16 protein-coding genes and 2 tRNA genes are annotated in these 16,251 nt (G+C 62.1%); 14 read left to right on the top strand and 4 right to left on the bottom strand.

What is annotated here, in order from left to right; all coding sequences use genetic code 11:
* Positions 1-72: 72 nt before the first annotated feature.
* The 4 genes from ACTHLA_RS14910 to ACTHLA_RS14895 all read left to right on the top strand — a co-directional run bounded on the left by ACTHLA_RS14910 (position 73) and on the right by ACTHLA_RS14895 (position 3,051).
* On the top strand, positions 73-366 hold the full coding sequence (locus tag ACTHLA_RS14910; RefSeq protein ID WP_440191029.1) for a DUF805 domain-containing protein: 294 nt from the start codon (positions 73-75) through the stop codon (positions 364-366).
* Positions 367-431: 65 nt separating this feature from the next.
* Complete coding sequence (locus ACTHLA_RS14905; protein WP_440191017.1) at positions 432-1,256, top strand: RluA family pseudouridine synthase; 825 nt, start codon at positions 432-434, stop codon at positions 1,254-1,256.
* 91 nt (positions 1,257-1,347) lie between these two features.
* Positions 1,348-2,553, top strand: coding sequence for a VWA domain-containing protein (locus ACTHLA_RS14900; protein ID WP_440191014.1), 1,206 nt, complete (start codon positions 1,348-1,350; stop codon positions 2,551-2,553).
* An 84-nt stretch (positions 2,554-2,637) separates the two neighbouring features.
* Positions 2,638-3,051: a DUF805 domain-containing protein gene (locus ACTHLA_RS14895; RefSeq protein WP_440191011.1), complete on the top strand. Its 414-nt coding sequence runs from the start codon at positions 2,638-2,640 to the stop codon at positions 3,049-3,051.
* Between the two features lie 132 nt (positions 3,052-3,183).
* Here the strand turns inward: ACTHLA_RS14895 and lipB are convergent, their stop codons facing one another.
* Positions 3,184-3,990: a lipoyl(octanoyl) transferase LipB gene (gene lipB, locus ACTHLA_RS14890; RefSeq protein WP_440191008.1), complete on the bottom strand. Its 807-nt coding sequence runs from the start codon at positions 3,988-3,990 to the stop codon at positions 3,184-3,186.
* Between the two features lie 113 nt (positions 3,991-4,103).
* Between lipB and ACTHLA_RS14885 the strand changes: the two genes are divergently transcribed.
* The 4 genes from ACTHLA_RS14885 (at position 4,104) to ACTHLA_RS14870 (ending at position 8,309) form a co-directional block, all read left to right on the top strand.
* Entirely contained in the window at positions 4,104-4,361 is a 258-nt protein-coding gene (locus ACTHLA_RS14885; protein WP_440191005.1) for a FliM/FliN family flagellar motor switch protein, read from the top strand.
* Between the two features lie 99 nt (positions 4,362-4,460).
* Positions 4,461-4,545 (top strand) — tRNA-Leu (locus ACTHLA_RS14880).
* A gap of 43 nt (positions 4,546-4,588) precedes the next feature.
* Entirely contained in the window at positions 4,589-6,058 is a 1,470-nt protein-coding gene (gene mgtE, locus ACTHLA_RS14875; protein WP_440191002.1) for a magnesium transporter, read from the top strand.
* Positions 6,059-6,194: 136 nt separating this feature from the next.
* Positions 6,195-8,309 (top strand): glycoside hydrolase family protein, encoded by a 2,115-nt coding sequence (locus ACTHLA_RS14870; RefSeq protein ID WP_440190999.1) that lies wholly within the window; start codon positions 6,195-6,197, stop codon positions 8,307-8,309.
* A gap of 9 nt (positions 8,310-8,318) precedes the next feature.
* Here the strand turns inward: ACTHLA_RS14870 and ACTHLA_RS14865 are convergent, their stop codons facing one another.
* Positions 8,319-10,151, bottom strand: a complete 1,833-nt coding sequence (locus ACTHLA_RS14865) for a patatin-like phospholipase family protein (protein WP_440190996.1) — start codon at positions 10,149-10,151, stop codon at positions 8,319-8,321.
* Between the two features lie 79 nt (positions 10,152-10,230).
* Here ACTHLA_RS14865 and ACTHLA_RS14860 point away from each other — a divergent pair, with 79 nt between their 5' ends.
* Positions 10,231-10,626, top strand: coding sequence for a DUF1489 family protein (locus ACTHLA_RS14860; protein ID WP_440190993.1), 396 nt, complete (start codon positions 10,231-10,233; stop codon positions 10,624-10,626).
* 4 nt (positions 10,627-10,630) lie between these two features.
* On the opposite strand, the gene panC is transcribed toward ACTHLA_RS14860, so the two are convergent.
* A complete protein-coding gene (panC, locus tag ACTHLA_RS14855) occupies positions 10,631-11,491 on the bottom strand; it encodes a pantoate--beta-alanine ligase (RefSeq protein ID WP_440190990.1) in 861 nt (286 codons plus the stop codon).
* Positions 11,492-11,603: 112 nt separating this feature from the next.
* On the opposite strand from panC, the gene ACTHLA_RS14850 reads away from it, so the two are divergent.
* Positions 11,604-12,347 carry an SPOR domain-containing protein gene (locus ACTHLA_RS14850; RefSeq protein ID WP_440190987.1) on the top strand — a complete coding sequence of 248 codons (744 nt, stop codon included), beginning with the start codon at positions 11,604-11,606 and terminating at the stop codon, positions 12,345-12,347.
* A 120-nt stretch (positions 12,348-12,467) separates the two neighbouring features.
* Complete coding sequence (locus ACTHLA_RS14845; RefSeq protein WP_440190982.1) at positions 12,468-14,138, top strand: phosphatidylglycerol lysyltransferase domain-containing protein; 1,671 nt, start codon at positions 12,468-12,470, stop codon at positions 14,136-14,138.
* On the opposite strand, the gene sfsA is transcribed toward ACTHLA_RS14845, so the two are convergent.
* Positions 14,087-14,809 carry a DNA/RNA nuclease SfsA gene (sfsA, locus tag ACTHLA_RS14840; protein WP_440190979.1) on the bottom strand — a complete coding sequence of 241 codons (723 nt, stop codon included), beginning with the start codon at positions 14,807-14,809 and terminating at the stop codon, positions 14,087-14,089. The two genes, ACTHLA_RS14845 and sfsA, sit on opposite strands and share 52 nt — an antisense overlap.
* A 20-nt stretch (positions 14,810-14,829) precedes the next feature.
* On the opposite strand from sfsA, the gene ACTHLA_RS14835 reads away from it, so the two are divergent.
* From ACTHLA_RS14835 to ACTHLA_RS14825, 3 genes are all read left to right on the top strand, one after another.
* Positions 14,830-15,618, top strand: a complete 789-nt coding sequence (locus tag ACTHLA_RS14835; protein WP_440190976.1) for a competence/damage-inducible protein A — start codon at positions 14,830-14,832, stop codon at positions 15,616-15,618.
* 63 nt (positions 15,619-15,681) lie between these two features.
* Positions 15,682-15,766: transfer RNA gene (locus tag ACTHLA_RS14830), tRNA-Leu, on the top strand.
* A 112-nt stretch (positions 15,767-15,878) separates the two neighbouring features.
* Positions 15,879-16,232 (top strand): hypothetical protein, encoded by a 354-nt coding sequence (locus tag ACTHLA_RS14825; RefSeq protein WP_440190973.1) that lies wholly within the window; start codon positions 15,879-15,881, stop codon positions 16,230-16,232.
* Positions 16,233-16,251: the final 19 nt, after the last annotated feature.

Genomic DNA, 16,251 nt, shown 5'->3' with positions numbered 1-16,251 from the left:
AGATCGGTATCTTGGTCCATGGCGGGTGTGGCCTTGGCTGTATTGGAAATGATTTAGGCTTCGACAACCAGAATCTATTCCAAAACAAAGCTTTACGCTACACCCGCTGCATCGTTTTGCCCCTACCGTGAATTAGATGGGTTAGTTGCAACAGCAAGTCATATATCTATACCTCCCATCAAATTCATTGTGACACTATTCTTTTTACTGCCTTCGCTTGCCGTTGGCGCTCGTCGATTGCATGACATTAACCGCACGGGTTGGTGGCTATTGCTGCTGTTGACCGGCTTTGGCGCTATTGGACTGATCGTGTTGCTGATCTGGCCTTCTCAGAAAGACGATGAAGCTATCGCGCAGGTTTTTTGAGTAGGAGAGTTCCTGTAAGAGAAGCGGCTTTTGACCTTTGCGCCGCCGCGCGCTAAAGGCCGCTCATGTCCAAGCATTCTCCGCAACATCTGAAGGCCATTGCGCGGCGTGGGCTGCGGCCCAAGCAGCAACCGAAATCGGTTCCGGCCTCGAAGCTGCCGCGTCAGATTTCGGCGGAGGACAAGGCGTGGGTAACCTCCATGATCGTCTGGCAGGACGATTTCGTCATGGGCTTCAACAAGCCGTCCAACCTGTCGTCGCAGGGCGGGCGTGGGCCGGACAGCCATAATCTCGACGACCTGATGTGGGCCTTCGTCAAGCCGAGCGGACGCCGACCGATGCTGATCCACCGGCTGGACCGCGATACCTCCGGCATCATTCTGGCGGCGAAAACCCATCCGGCGACCTCCTATCTGGGCAAGGCGATGATCCGTCGCGCCTTCGCCAAGACCTATCTGGCCATCGTCTCCAATCCGCATAATCTCCCGGATCGCGTGACAGTGGACGCGCCGCTGCGGCGCGAGGAGATCGGGCGCGAAGCCTGGTCGCGCGTCTGCGAGGCCGACCATCCCGACGCGCAGACCGCAACAACCCACTTTGAGGTGCTGAGCCGCACGGATGAGGCGGCACTGGTCCGCTGTCAGCCGGTCACCGGGCGCATGCACCAGATCCGCGTGCATCTGGCGCATCTGGGCGCGCCGATTGCGGGCGATGTCCGCTATGGCGGCGCGCTGTCCCTAAGCGGCGCGGCGGTTCCGCGTCTGATGCTGCATGCGAGAAGCCTGACCTTTCCGCATCCCGAGCACGGCAATGACATGACGCTCAGCGCGCCGGTTCCCGACGATATGCGGGAGACTTGCGCAAGGCTTGAACTGAAACTCCCCGATTAGGCGATCTCTGGAACGGCGGTTGCAATCCTGAAGCGTATGTCCCGTTTCCGCACAGCCTGCGGTTCGGGCGTCCACGATCAGGGATGCCGTCATGTCCATTCTGTCCGCTTTCAACCGTTTCCGTCGCGACCGTCGCGGCAATGTGCTGATGATTTTCGGTCTAAGCGTGTTCGCAATTGTCGGCGCCGCCGGGGCCGCGCTGGACATGTCCGATTTGCAGCGTATACGTATGCGGTTGCAGGACGCCGCCGATACGGCGGTGCTCAGAACCATGCCGCTGGACGGTTACAGCGACGCCCAGCGCCAGACCGCCGCTGACCGCGCCTTTGCCGATAATTTCGGCATGGACGGCGTGAAGATCGATAGCCAGAAGCTGACCCGCATATCGGACAGCAACGCCATCACCGAAACCTATGCGGTCAGCGCCACCACGCCCAGCACATTCGGCGCCCTGTTCGGCAAGGACGCCTATACGGTGCATGTCTCCTCAACGGCCAAGAAGGAGAACACTGTCTATCAGATCGCCCTGGTGCTGGATAATACCGGCTCGATGCAGCAGATGCAGAAGATGCAAAATCTGAAAATGGCGGTGAAAACGGCGCTCAATGGCTTGTTGACGTCAGGCAAGAACGTTTCCAACAGCCAGGTCGCCGTCGTGCCGTTCAGCGAATATGTCAAACTGGACTCGGCGACGCTCAACGGCATGGTTACAGCCGGTCAGGTCAAGGGGACAGGCGACTGCGTCTCGGATCGCGATCAGCCTTATGACGTCAGCAGCGACGCAGCCACGAAAGCGATTCCGGCTTCGGTCTATCAGCGCGTCGTCTGCGGATCGAAGCTGCAAAATCTCCTGACCGTACGAGGCCTGACGTCAAACATCGCCTCGGTTCAATCCTATGTCGATCAGATGCAGTGGACCGACACCACCAATATCACCATTGGAGTGCAGTGGGGTATGGAAGTTCTGTCGCAGGCGGCGCCGTTCGTCGCGACCGCGCCTTCCGGCGCCAAGAACGTCAAGAAGGTGATGATCGTCGTTACGGACGGCGACAATACGCAAAATCGCTTCAAGGATAGCGTCAGCGGTATCAATGCGCGCACCGCCAAGGCGTGCGAGAACGCCAAGGCGCTGGGCATTGACATCTATACGGTCAAGGTGATCGAGGGCAGCTCCAGCATGCTCGGCAAGTGCGCCTCGTCGCCGGATCAGTTTTACGATCTGAAGACCGCCAGCCAGCTCAATGCGGCGATGAGCGGCATCTTCGCTGATATCTACAAGACGCGCCTGACCAGCTAAGAGCGGCGAAGGGCGGCGAAAACCTGCTTTTCTAGTCTGTCCTTATGCTATAAGCCGGGCGATAATTTAGGAGATTCCGCGCCGATGAACCCCAAGATCGACTGGGCTGAACTGTTCTTTTCCTCGTCCGGGCGGACGGGGCAGGGGCCATCGACCCTGGCGGCGGCGGTTTTGTTGCTGATTCTGGCGCTTTATCAGTCGCTGATGGCTGGGCCGCTGCAATATCTGACCGGCTGGATCGTCTATCCGGCCCTGCTGTTCTGCGGCGCCTGCGTGCTGTCCAAGCGTTTGCACGATCGCGGGCGCTCCGGCTGGTGGGCGGCGATTATTCTGGCCGCCATTGTCATGGCCTGGCCGTCGCCGCATGGCTTTTTCGATTTTGTCGCCATGGCGGTGCTGATCTGGGCCGCCGTCGACCTGTGCGTCATGCCTGGCGAACGCGGCGACAACCGCTATGGGCCAAGCTTGTATAAGACGGCGACGCTACGCGCAGACTAAGGTTTGACCACGAAAAACACGAATAGACACGAAAGTTGTTTGCGAAAGACACACCTCTAAGCGAATGACCCGAATGAAGAAGCTTGGGCGTCGCAGAACTTTTCGTGTTTTTTTGTGTGTTTCGTGGTCAATCTATTCCACAACCACAACAGGCCCGAAAATCGTTTCAAAACTGGCCTTGAGCGCATAATCGACCTCGTCCATCGTCACCGGCAGGCCGAGATCGAGCAGGCTGGTGACGCCGTGCTCGGTTATGCCGCACGGCACAATGCCGCTGAAGTGCGTCAGGTCCGGCTCGACATTGAGGCTGACGCCGTGAAAGCTGACCCAGCGGCGCAACTTGACGCCGATGGCGGCGATCTTGTCTTCTTGATACTTGCGCTCAGGCGCCGCGCAGGCTCCTCGCAAAGGCTCGGGCGGCCAATCTTTTTCGTCCAAACTGGCGGCCTTGCCGCTTGCTGACGCAAGGACGTCATCAAGCGGAGAAGGCTCAAACCCCTTATCGCGGCGCTCGACCCAGACGCCGACGCGACCCTCGCGGATATGCCCCTCGACATTGAAGCGCCACAGAGTGTCGATGATCCAGCGCTCCAGCGCCTGCACGAAGGCGCGCACGTCCTTCCGGCGCGCATTTAAGTCCAGCATGACATAGACGACGCGCTGGCCGGGGCCGTGATAGGTGTATTGCCCACCGCGACCGGAGGCGAAGACCTCGAAACGGTCGGGCGCGATCAGGTCTTCGGGTTTGGCCGACACGCCCGCCGTGTAGAGCGGTGGATGCTCGATCAGCCAGATCAGTTCGCGCGCCTCGCCCTTGGCGATGGCCTCGGCGCGCGCCTCCATCCGCGCGACGGCGTCGGGATAGGCGACGAGGCCCGGCTCGACGCGCCATTCGGGTTTTTCCCCATCGTTGCGCAGAAAGTCGGGCCATTCGGGCATGGGGTTTAACGTCTCGGAAACCATGATCGCGGCATCTATCATAAAGTCTTAAAGGATCAGACCCTAATATAGGGCGTCCCGAAGGATTTGGGGCTTTTTCAGGTTTGAATCGCGTGTCCAATTCGCAGGTCGGGGCTGTTCCCGTCGAGATTTCCGTGCTTCTGGGGCGTTCGGTCCTGCCGATGCAGCAGCTTCTGCGCATGGGTCGCGGCGCTGTGATTCCACTCGATGCGCATGAGCATGACGAGGTGTGGATTCTGGCCAATAATCACCCGGTGGCGCGCGGCGAAATCCAGATCTTTGAAGAGAAGATCTCCATCGTGGTGACGCGCCCGGCCAATGTTTATGACTTTATGGCGCTGGGGCAGTAGGCGTCGCCTGCGGCTTTCCACCTGATTTTTTGAAATCTGCGATAAAAGGCTTCACAAAGCGCCAAAGTGTTGCTATCTGCGCGCCTCTCCGGATGACGTGCGGTCGTGGCGGAATTGGTAGACGCGCAGCGTTGAGGTCGCTGTGGGGCAACCCGTGGAAGTTCGAGTCTTCTCGACCGCACCATCCGAGTTTAGCGGCGGACGCCATAAGAGAAGGGGCCTGAGCGATGAGCCAGAAGACCGAAGCCCCTCTTGAGAATGACAATCTACGTGACGATGAAACCCTGACGCGCAGCGTTGACGCCGCCGCAGAGCTGACCACGCCCGAAGCCATTGAAGACTTCGCGCTGGGCGACGACTACGCGCTCAATCCCGAATATATTTCGCTGGTGATCGACGCCGCCGACCGCGGCGACGGGATGCGCTTGCGCGAGCTGCTCGACGCCCTGCACCCGGCGGACATTGCCGACCTGCTGGGCTTTTTATCGGAAGACTACCGCGAAGAGGTGATTCCATGGATTCCCGCCGATCACATCGCCGAGATTCTGACCGAGCTGGATGAGGACATCCGCGAGGAGGTCGTCGAGACCCTGCACCCGCAAGACCTGGCCGAGGTGTTGCAGGAACTGGATTCGGACGACGCCGCTGCGGTTTTTGAGGATCTTGAGGAAGATCAGCGCCTCGCCGTGCTGGCCGTTATGCCGGAGGCCGAGCGCGCCGCCATCGGCGCCTCCATGGCCTATGAGGAGGAGACGGCGGGCCGCCTGATGCAGCGTGAAGTCATGGCCGCGCCGTCCTTCTGGAGCGTCGGCCAGACCATCGACCGCATGCGCGAAGGCGGCGACGATCTGCCGGAGCTGTTCTTCGACATCTATGTGCTGGACCCCAGCCATAAGCCGCTGGGCGCCGTGCCGGTGTCGGTGCTGATGCGCGCGCGCCGTGAGATGGCCCTGACCCAGCTTATGGACCCGGTGACCGAGATCCGCGTCGATCAGGACCAGGAAGAGGTCGCCTATATCTTTGAAAAATATCACCTGATCTCGGCGCCGGTCGTTGATTCGTCTGGACGTCTGGTGGGCCAGGTGACGGTCGATGACATCGTCAACATCATTCAGGAAGAAAGCCAGGAAGACATGCTGGCCCTGGCCGGGGTGTCGGATTCCGGGCGCGACGCCTCAATCTTCGGGGTGGTGAAGTCGCGCTTCTGGTGGCTTTTGATCAATCTTGGCACGGCGGTGCTGGCCTCCAGCGTGATCGGCCTGTTTCAGGACGCCATCGCCAAGCTGGTTGCGCTGGCCGTGCTCAACCCGATCTGCGCCTCAATGGGCGGCAATGCCGGGACGCAGACCCTGACCGTGGCGGTGCGGGCGCTGGCGACGCGCGAACTGAACGCCGCCAATCTTCTGCGCACCGTCTGGCGCGAGATCGCTGCGGGGGTATTGAACGGGCTGGCTTTTGCGCTGGTCATGGGCGTCGTCACCATGCTGTGGTTCCACGATCCGAAAATGGCGCTGGTCATCGGTCTGGCCATGGTCATCAATCTGTTCGCGGCGGCGATGGCGGGCATATTGATCCCGCTGGGGCTGGACCGGCTGGGCTATGATCCGGCGGCCTCAGCGACCGTGTTCGTGACGACAGTGACCGATTGCGTCGGATTCTTCAGCTTCCTGGGGTTGGCCGTCATAATCCTGCTGTAAGCGCCGAAATACGCTTGTAAAATTGGGCTGGTATATGGTTTGCTGTCATTAACCTCATCAGCTCTGTCCTGCGTCATTTCGGGACAGGCAAAGCGGTGTTTTCCGCTGAGGTCAGGTCAGGGGTCAGGATTCGGGGATGAGAGCGCGTTTGAAGGTCTCCCGCGCGGGGGTCGAGCTCATCAAAAGTTTCGAGGGGCTGCGCCAGACGGCGACGCGCCTGCCGGATGGCCGCTGGACGCTGGGCTATGGCCATACTTTTTCTGCCCGCGAAGGCGCCCGCGTCACGCAGGAAGACGCCGACGCCCTGCTGCGTTTCGACCTGCTGCCGATCGTCGATGCGATCAATAATCTGGTGCTGGTCCCGCTGAATCAAAACCAGTTCGACGCGCTGGTCTCGTTCTGCTTCAATATCGGCGTTGAGAATTTCACCGCCTCGACTGTGCTGAAACGCATCAACGAAGGCAAGATGAATGAGGCGGCGCAGGCGATGGACGCCTGGCGCTCTGCGGAGTTCAACGGCCAGACCTATGTGCTGGCGCCGTTAATCCGCCGCCGCGCCGCCGAGAAAAACCTGTTTCAGACGCCTGAAAGCGTCGATCCGTCGATGGGACTGGCTATGCGGCCCGTCGAAGATGCGTCGGCGTCGCCGGTCTATGAGCCGCAGCCTGCTGCGCGGCAGGTGATCGACCTTAACGCTTCGGTCGCCGCCGAGATGGCGCGTCAGGAAGCGCAGCGCAAAGCCGAGCAGCTTCAGGCGGAGCAGCAGGCGCGTGAGGAAGCGGCGCATCAGGAAGCTTTGCGCCAGGAGGCGATCCGTCAGGCTGAGGCCTTGGCGGAAGCGCGCCGCGCCGAGGAAGCCCGGTTGCGCGAAGAGGCGCTGCGTCGTGAACGCGAACGCCTCGAAGCCGAACAACGCGCGCGTGAACAGGCTGAGCGCGAACGTCAGCAGCAAGAACGCCTGGAGCGTGAGCGTCTTGAGCGCGAAGCCGCTGCGCGCCTGGAGGCGGCGCGGCTGGACGCGGAGCGTCGTGAACGCGAGCGGCTTGAGGCGGCCAGAATCGAGGCTGCCAGAATCGAGGCGGCCAGAATCGAGGCGGCCAGACTGGAAACGGAACAACGCGAGCGTGAGCGCCAGGAAGCGATGCGACGCGAAGCCGAGCGTCTGATGGCGGAAAGGCTCGCGGCTGAAAAACTGGCCGCAGAACAACGCGGGCGCGAACAGGCTGAGCAGGAAGAGGCCGCCAGGCAGGAAGAGGCGCGTCGCGAAGCTGAACGCCTTGAGGCCGAACGCCGAGGCGCCGAGCGCCAGCAAGCCGAGCCCGCGAATGCGGAGAAGACGCCACAGGACGATGACGCCGAAAAGGCGCGTAAGGCGGAAGCGGCGGCGGCTTTGATGCGGCTCTATTCCCCCTATGGCGGGGGATCGCTGGGACGGCCTCTGACCGCGCCGAAGCCGATGGCGCCTTCGGTGGAGAGCTTCAGTCAGGCTGCGCCGCTGACGCCGGCGGCGTCGCAAACCGCGCCTATCGAGATTCGCGCTGAAGAGACGGCTGAGGTCAGCGAAACCGCGCAGACGGCTGAGGTTCAGCCAACGCAGGACGCCGAGGTCGCGCCGCCTGAAACACGGCTGGAGCCGGAGGCGCCGCCCGAACCCGCCGAACCCGTCTTCCAGACCGCCGCCACCATGCCGCCTCCGGTGATCACGGCGCTCAACCCTTATGCGCGTCCGCAGATGCCGCCGCCAGCGCCAGAACCAGCGGCTGCCCCTGACGTGGTCAAGGTGGCCCGTCCCGAGCCTGTGCGGCTGACGCCGGACTCGCCGCTGAACTGGCGCGAGCAGTTGCAACGCCCGCTGCCGCAAGATCATCAACCCGTCACGGCCCCTTCGGCGCCGGATCTGATGGCGGCGCGCGGCGCCAGTCATTTCGATGAAGACTACGGCGATGACGAAGGCTGGACGCTGGACGGCGGGCGCGTCGCGGTGTCGAACGAGGATGAGGCGCCCGAACACGCCAGCCTGTGGACGATGATCGTCTCGACCTTCTGGTGGATCATTATCAGCACCATCGGCCTCGGCTGTCTCGGCGTCGCCGCCGGCGCCTATTACAAGTCCAAGGATCTGACCGTGATCCGCAACGGCGCGTTTGGCGACTATATGACCTGGTCGATCGTCATGGCCGCCATCGGCATCTTGTGCGTATCAATCTCGGTCTGGCTGATCATGCGCCGTCTGGGCGGCCTGCGGGACTAGCCGCAGGGCTCAGCTACCGCCCTGATCGCGCTGACGCGGCGGCTCTGAGGCGGTTTCGACGTAGGAATCGTCCGGCGTGAAGGCGGGAATGTCAGGATGGATGCTGCGGCCCGTCTTGCGCAGGGTGGTGACCGGCGATTCCAGTTGCGCCAGCGTCGCCACCGTTGTCTGATAGCCGTTCTCGACCGCTTTGTCGTAAGCCTTCCAGTCGCGGATTTCCACGCCGTCGGGTTCAGGAATGATCAGCAGATCGGTGGCGGCGCGCGACACCGCCAGATCGGCGGCGGTAATGATGGTGGCTGAGCGCATCATGATCGAGACAATGGGCGGGCCGCGCCGCCAGTCGCCGTGCGCGAACCAGCTTGGCAGATGTTTGGGGACGGCGATGGATTTCGGATCGACGCCGCGCGCCCGCGTCACGTCGATGCCAATGACTGTGCCGAGATGTGTGTTGCGCATCATGGTGGCCGGGAAGGAGCGCATCACCGCGCCATCGACCAGCACCTGACCGTCATCGACGACGGGCGGCAGCACGCCGGGCAGCGAGATCGAGGCGCGCAGCGCCTTGCGCAGCGAGCCGGTCTTATGCACCTTGATCACGCCGGAGGTCAGGTTGGACGAGATGCAGAAAAACGGCAGATGGATGTCTTCAATCGCCTGATCGCCGAAATGCTTTTCCAGCCGCTGATCGACCTTGCGCCCGGACACCATAGAGACAAATGGAAAGGTGATGTCGTCGAGCGGCGAGGAGGTGACGAAGGCGTCGCACATCCGCCAGTCGATCTCGCTGTCGTCCCAGCCCAGCGCCAGCCCGGCGGCGATGATCGCACCCATGGACGAGCCGCACACGAAGTCGATGGGGATATGCGCTTCGCGCAGCGCCTGAATCGCGCCGATCTGCGAAAAGGCGCGCGCACCGCCGCCGGAAAACACCACGCCGACCGAATGGCCGCAGACGATGCGCGCGATCCGCGCCGCATCGGGCAGGGATTCGGTATGAATGTGGAACCAGCGCGTCGGCTTAATGACGTCCAGCCATGCGCGGGTGCGGCCCTTGATGTGCGCCTTCTTCTGGTTGGCCGGATAGGTCAGGATCAGGTCCGGGGCGCGATGCAGCAGCGATTTCTCCCAGGCCGTCGCGCGCGCGTCCGGTGGATGCGAAGCGTCGGCGACCAGAAAGACGTGATCGACCTGCCGCGCGCTGAGCAGGCGCCAGTGACTTTCGTGCGACTCGGCGACATGCAGGACGTAGTCGTTGTCCGCCTCGATCTGGCTGAAGGCTTCGGGGGTTGTGCCGTGAAAGGTCTTGTCGATGACGGCGACGCGATAGCCGAGTTCGCGGATCTGCGTCGCGACCGCCTCGATATAATTCAGGATCGGCGTCTCGCTCAGCGCGAAAAAGGCAAAGACATTCGGCGTGACATTGGGCGCTTCGCGACGGGCGCGCTCCATCATCTTGCGCGACAGGGCCATCAAAAGTTCCGGGCGCGAATCGAGCGCGTGCAGGAAATCGTCGCGCGGCATGGCCAGCAGGTCGGAATCGCGCAGGGCCATGACGCTTGACGTATGCTGCGTGCCTGCGATCAGCGACATTTCGCCGACCGGTTCGCCGGGCCGGATAATGCCGATAAGGGTCAGTTCTTCGTGGTCCTCATCGTGGCGGAAGACGCCGAGACGGCCTGAGCGCAGCAGGTAAAGATGGTCGGAATCGTCACCGGCGCCGAACAGCCGCGAACCGCCGGGCAGGGAGATAACGCTGGCGCTTTCGCCCAGCGCCGTGCCGAACAGACTTTCGAGCGCTTCCTGCAGCGACGGATTTTTATCAGGCGGCGTGAGACTCACAGTGCGCTTCCTCTCGTAATCGCTATATAGACCCAAGATCGAGACGACGAAAAGCCGCGTCTTTCAGGAGCCTGACTTCATGAGCGACATCCATCTGGTCAAACTGTGCGTCGGCGCTGATTCCGTCGAGGATTTGCTGCGCTGGGAAAAGGCGCGCGGCGAGGTGTCATGGATCCACACGCGCAATCGCCCTACGCGCGCCGGGGAATTGCTGGACGGCGGTTCGCTGTATTGGGTGATCAAGGGGGCGATCCTGTGCCGCCGTCGCATTGTGGCCATCGACTATAATGAGGCGGAGCAGCAGTGCATGATTGGACTAAGCACTGAACATTTCGCCACCGAAGCTCAGCCGCGCCGCCCGTTTCAGGGTTGGCGCTATCTCAAGGCCTCGGATGCGCCGCGCGATCTCGTCGAGGGAGAGAGCGACCTGCCGCCAGATATGGCGCGGGCGCTGAAAGAGGCGGGTGTGTGGTAGGCGCTTAAACCGCGATATTGTCGATCAGGCGCGTCTTGCCCAGCCAGAGCGCGGCCAGCAGGCGGCGTGGCCGGTTGGGACGAACATCGCTCAGCGTCTCGGCGTCGCGCAGGGCGATATAGTCGATCTGGCCGAAACCTGCGCCTTGCAGGAAGGCGCTGGCGTTCGCGATGGCCGCATCGGCGTCTTCGCCCGCCAGCAGGGCCGAGCGCACGCCTTGTAGCGCCTGATGCAGTTTCGGCGCGATGGCGCGTTCTTGCGGCGACAGGTAAGCGTTGCGCGACGACAGGGCCAGGCCGTCGGCTTCTCGAACGGTTGCAAGGCCGATAATGTCGATAGCCATATCGAAATCGCGGACCAGCGCGCGGATGACCGCCAGTTGCTGATAGTCCTTCTCGCCGAAGACGGCGATGTCGGGGCGGACCTGATTGAACAGCTTGGCGACGACGGTGGCGACGCCTGAGAAGAAGTGCGGGCGAAAATCGCTTTCCAGACCGAGCGCGGGGCCATTCATCTCGATGCGGCTGACAAAGCCTTCGGGATAAAGAACGTCCGGCGTCGGCAGATAGACGAGATCGCAGCCGACGCCTTCCAGAAGGGCGACGTCGCCCGCCTCATTGCGCGGATAACGGTCCAGATCCTCGGTCGGCGCGAACTGCAACGGATTGACGAAGATCGACACAACCACCTTGTCGGCCAGCGTTTTGGCATGGCGAACCAGATCGAGATGGCCTTCGTGCAGCGCGCCCATGGTCGGCACAAAGGCCAGTCTTGCGCCGTCTTTGCGCAGGTGCGCGACCTGACGCCTCAGTTCGATGAGCGTGCGCACACTGGCGATGCGCGGCAGATGGGCGGAATCGGGCATTCGCGGCTATCCGTATAAAAACCTATGTCATTATCCCCCAGACCGGGATAAAATTCGGACATTAACCATTCTCTCTAACCGCGATTTAAACGGCGGAGATTAGGATGGCCTTATGACCGATCTTGTCCGTCTTCGTAAAGTGGGGATTTTGTGCGCCGCCGCAAGTCTGGCGTTGGGCCTGAACGCCTGCGACAGCCGCAATCTCAGCGAAAGCTTCGCCGCCATCAAGGCGATCAGGGTCGACGACAGCGCCGACCCGAACGCCGATCGGGATCATAAGAAGCTTGACGCGCGCGATCTGAAGCTGGTCGTCGATACGGCCAAGGCGCTTACCGTCGATAAGGGCGGGCTGCTGGCTCAGAAGTCGGGTGACGGAAGCGCGCCGCGCAGACTGGCGATTGATGTCGTCGATCCGCTGAAAATGCCGCCGCCGGACGATGGCGGGCCGTTGCGCGTTTTGCCTGCCGACATTGCCGCCGCCGCGCGTCTGCAGCAGGCGGCGCATGATCTGCCAGACCTTCCCATTCAAATCGCGTCTGCTTCGGATACGCCGCCAGCACGGGTTCAGACTCAGGTGGTTCAGACTCAGGCGGTTCAGACTCAGGCGGTCCAGGCTGCGACGCGCCTTATCCAGATCGGCTCCTTTTCCAGCATCGGCGCCGCGCGGCAGGCTTGGGACAGCTTGCAGGAGCGCTATCCGGTCGCTTTGCGTTACAAGGCGCGTTTCCAGCCGATCACCACCGCCGACGGGCGCGCCATGGTGCGGCTCAAGGTCGGGCCGGTTCAGGATGCGCAGGCCGCGGCGCTATGCCAGGCGCTGAGCGTCCGCGATAGCTGGTGCGCCAGGGCCAGTTAGGTTTTGCGATAAAACCCTGCTTTCTCCGGTCTGTCTCTGTATAGTGCGAGTCGACTGACCGCATCGGGTCAGGCAGGGGAGCTGCGTATCGGCGTGACTCGTAACTTAAGCATCCGGCATATGCTGTTCGACTCCGCGACGCGGCTGATCCCGCAGATCTTCGGCGTGGTGATGTTCGCCGCCGGCGCGCTGCTGCTGATCTCGGTGTTGACGCCGATTGATCCGGCGGCCTTGCCCTATGTCAAGAAATGGCTGCCTTTGGGTCTTGTCGAATTTTCGCATGCCATCGGCGCGGCTATTGGCGTGCTGATGCTGTTTACGGCGCGCGGCCTGTGGGAGCGCATCGACACCGCCTGGTATATGGCCCTGTTCCTGCTGTGCCTTGGCGCGGTGGTGTCGGTGACGCGCGAACTGGCCCTGACCAACGCCGTTCTGCTGACCATCTGCGCCCTGTTGCTGATCCCCTGTAAGGATGCTTTCAACCGGCGTTCGCACCTCATGTCCCTGTCGGTCAACTGGGTGTGGATTGGACTCAGTCTCGGCACATTGGCGGGCGTGGTCTGGGTTGGCTTCTATATCTATCAGCATGTGCCCTATGCGCGGTCGATGTGGGTGAACTTCTCCTACCACGCCTCGGCGGCGCGGTTTCTGCGCGCCCTGGTGGTGATGGGGGTGACGGTCACGATCCTGATCCTCTACCGCCTGTTCGGCATCGCGCGCCAATTGCCGCCGGAACCGGACGAGGCCGATATGGAGCGGCTCAAACAGGTGGTGGCGGACGCTTCCAATCCCCAGGCCTGGCTGGCCTTTCTGCGCGACAAGCATATCCTGTGGAACGATGCGCAGAGCGCCTTTATCATGTATGGCGTCTCCGGCAACCAGTGGGTTGTGATGGGCGAGCCGGTCGGCGCGAAAGCGGAGACCGAGGCCCTGTGCTGGCGACTCAAGGAGATGGCTTCGCTGAGCAATGCGCGTCTGAGTTTTTACCAGGTCAGCCCGCGCCTTTTGCCGCTGATGATCGACCTCGGCCTTGTACCGTACAAGATCGGTGAGGAGGCGGTGGTCAATGTGCAGGGCTTCGATCTGGCGGGGAAGAAGGGCTATGGCCTGCGTCAGGTCGTGCGCCGCTTCGAAGCGGCGGCCGCCAGGTTTGAAGTGATCGCGCCGGAGGATCTGGCGGCGCATATGGCGCGGCTGCGCGAAGTCTCCGACGCCTGGCTCAAGGCCAAGTCAGGCAAAGAAAAAGGGTATTCTCTTGGCAGTTTTCAGGACGACTATATGCGCCTGACGCCGGTGGCCGTTCTGCGTATCGAGGGGCGGATCATGGCCTTCGCCAATCTGTGGCCGACCTCGGACCGGACTCTGCTGACCCTGGATTTGATGCGTTACGATCCGGCCTCGCCGCCCGGCGTGATGGATTATCTGTTCCTGCAACTGATCTTTTATGCGCGCGACAGCGGCTATCAGCATTTTTCTCTGGGCCTGGCGCCGTTGGCGGGGTTGCAGGCGCGGCCCTTATCGAGCGCGTGGCCCAAACTGGCCGCATTGATCTGGGAGATCGGCGGCGAATTCTATAATTTCGAGGGCCTGCGCGCCTATAAGGAAAAATTCCGCCCCGACTGGGAGCCGCGCTATTTCGCTGTGCCGGGGTTGGAGACGGCGCTGGTTCCTGCGCTGATGGCGGTGGCGGCGCTGGGGGGCAAGGCGCCGAAGATCGCGCCGTCTGGCGCTCAGGCGGCCTATGCCACGGAAACGCCGCGCGCAAAGGCGATGCCTGCGGGCGATACCTGAAAGCTTAACGCTAAAAATTCCACGCCCGCCAGGCGCGCGGCGTCAAAGGCGCGGCTAAAAGCGGGATCGCAATCGCGCGCAATATCGAAGGCGGCGACATCGTCACGCTGGATGCAGAAAACGACGACGGCGCGATGTCCGGCGTCGGCCATCTGCGCCAGTTCGCTCAGGTGCTTGGCGCCGCGCGCGGTCACGCAGTCAGGAAACTCGGCAAGGCCCGGCTGACGCGACAGATGGACGTTCTTGACTTCAATATAGGCATCTGGAAGGTCGGCATGGCCGCTGGCCAGCAGGTCGATGCGCGAGCCTGCGCCGTAGGCGACTTCCGGGCGCAAATGCGCATAGCCGGACAGGGGAGGGATCAAGCCCGCTTCAATTGCGTGCGCAATCATTCGGTTCGGCCATTGAGTATTGACGCCGACCCAAGGAGCGCCGAACGCCGCCTCTGCGCGCAGAGCCTCCAGCCGGTAGCCGAGCTTGCGCTTCGATCCGGGCAGGCGCGTGACAAGCGCAGGCGCACCCGGCGTCAAAAGGCCCAGCATCTTGCCGGGATTGGGGCAATGAGCGGTGATCCGCGCGCCGTCCGGCAATTCGATATCGGCGAAGAAACGCTTATAGCGCGCGATCAGACGCCCCTGTATAAGAGCGTCGAATGCGATGAGTTGATTCATGTGCGGAGCCTTTATTGCCAATGACGACAGCTAATCCCACCGCAGCGATTATTATTATCGGCGACGAAATTCTATCGGGACGCACGACGGACAGCAATACCAACACGCTGGCGCGTTTTCTGGCGTCGCTGGGAATCGACCTGCGCGAGGCGCGCGTGGTGCATGACGACGAAGCGCAGATTATCGCCACCGTCAACGCGGTTCGCGATTCTTATGATTATGTCTTCACCACGGGCGGCATCGGACCGACGCATGACGACATCACCGCCGATTGCATGGCCAAGGCGTTTGGCGTCGGCATCAGCGAGCATCCGGCGGCGCTGAAGGCGCTGGCCGACCGCGCGCTTAAAATGGGCTGGGAACTGAATGAGAACAGCCGCCGTATGGCGCGCATCCCTCATGGCGCCGAACTGATCAAAAATCCGGTGTCCGCCGCGCCGGGTTTCCAGATTGGCAATGTCTTCGTCATGGCGGGCGTGCCCAAGATTATGCAGGCCATGCTGGAAGACGTTGCGCCGCGCCTGCGTACAGGTCGGCAGACCGTGTCGCGCACATTGAAGCTGACCTATATTGGCGAAAGCTGGGCGGCGGACGCTTTGCGCGATGTGGCGCAACGCTTTCCGGAACTGTCGCTGGGCAGTTATCCTTTCGGCCTTTCCATAGATGGCGAATTCGGCACGCAACTGGTGGTGCGCGGTCTGGAGGCAGAGGCCGTGGACAAGGCGACCGCGGAACTGGAGGCGGCTCTGCAATCGGTTCTCAGCGAGGCGCAGGCGCGCAATCCGAAAGCCGCGCTGGAAGAAGTCTGAGGGTAAGCCGCGAAAACCCTCGACGCAGCGAACGCGCCTCATTATAAGACGCTTCGGATTTAAGCGGGCATGGCGGAATCGGTAGACGCAACGGACTTAAAATCCGTCGGGGTAACCCGTGCCGGTTCGAGTCCGGCTGCCCGCACCATATTTTCCTGCCAATGAGAGGACGAGAACGTAGTGAGAACGCGCGCTTGACTCTTATCCACAATTGGAACATAATGTGAACATTGCTGAGGGGCGACCCTGAGGAGGTTTACATGGGCCATATGGTTCCGCCGCAACTGAAGGATCTGCCGCGCGATCTGCATTTCGATGTGACGTGTCGCGAATGCGGAACGCGCTGGAGCGAGAGCGTGCGCCATCTGGTCGAGGCGCGGCGCATGGGGGCGGAATTCGCTGACCTGCTGGAATGGAAGCTGCGGTGCGATTGCGATGGTCTGGTGCGCGTGACATTTCCGGCGGAAGCCGGGTTGCCATTGCCCGAAGCGCCCGCGATCAGTTCGGCGCCGTTGGCCGTGATGCGGATGCCCTACCCTGTCAAGGCGGTGGTCAAGGCGCGCGGCGCCGGACCTGCGCCAGTGGCGCGCCCTCTGGCGGCGTTTCCACATTGAGTCTTTAGACGCTCAGCGC

The sequence above is a fragment of the Asticcacaulis sp. genome (assembly GCF_051956075.1).
Taxonomy (GTDB): domain Bacteria; phylum Pseudomonadota; class Alphaproteobacteria; order Caulobacterales; family Caulobacteraceae; genus Asticcacaulis.
Note: the sequence above shows the minus strand (reverse complement) of the source record. Positions and strands in the feature narration are given on the sequence as shown.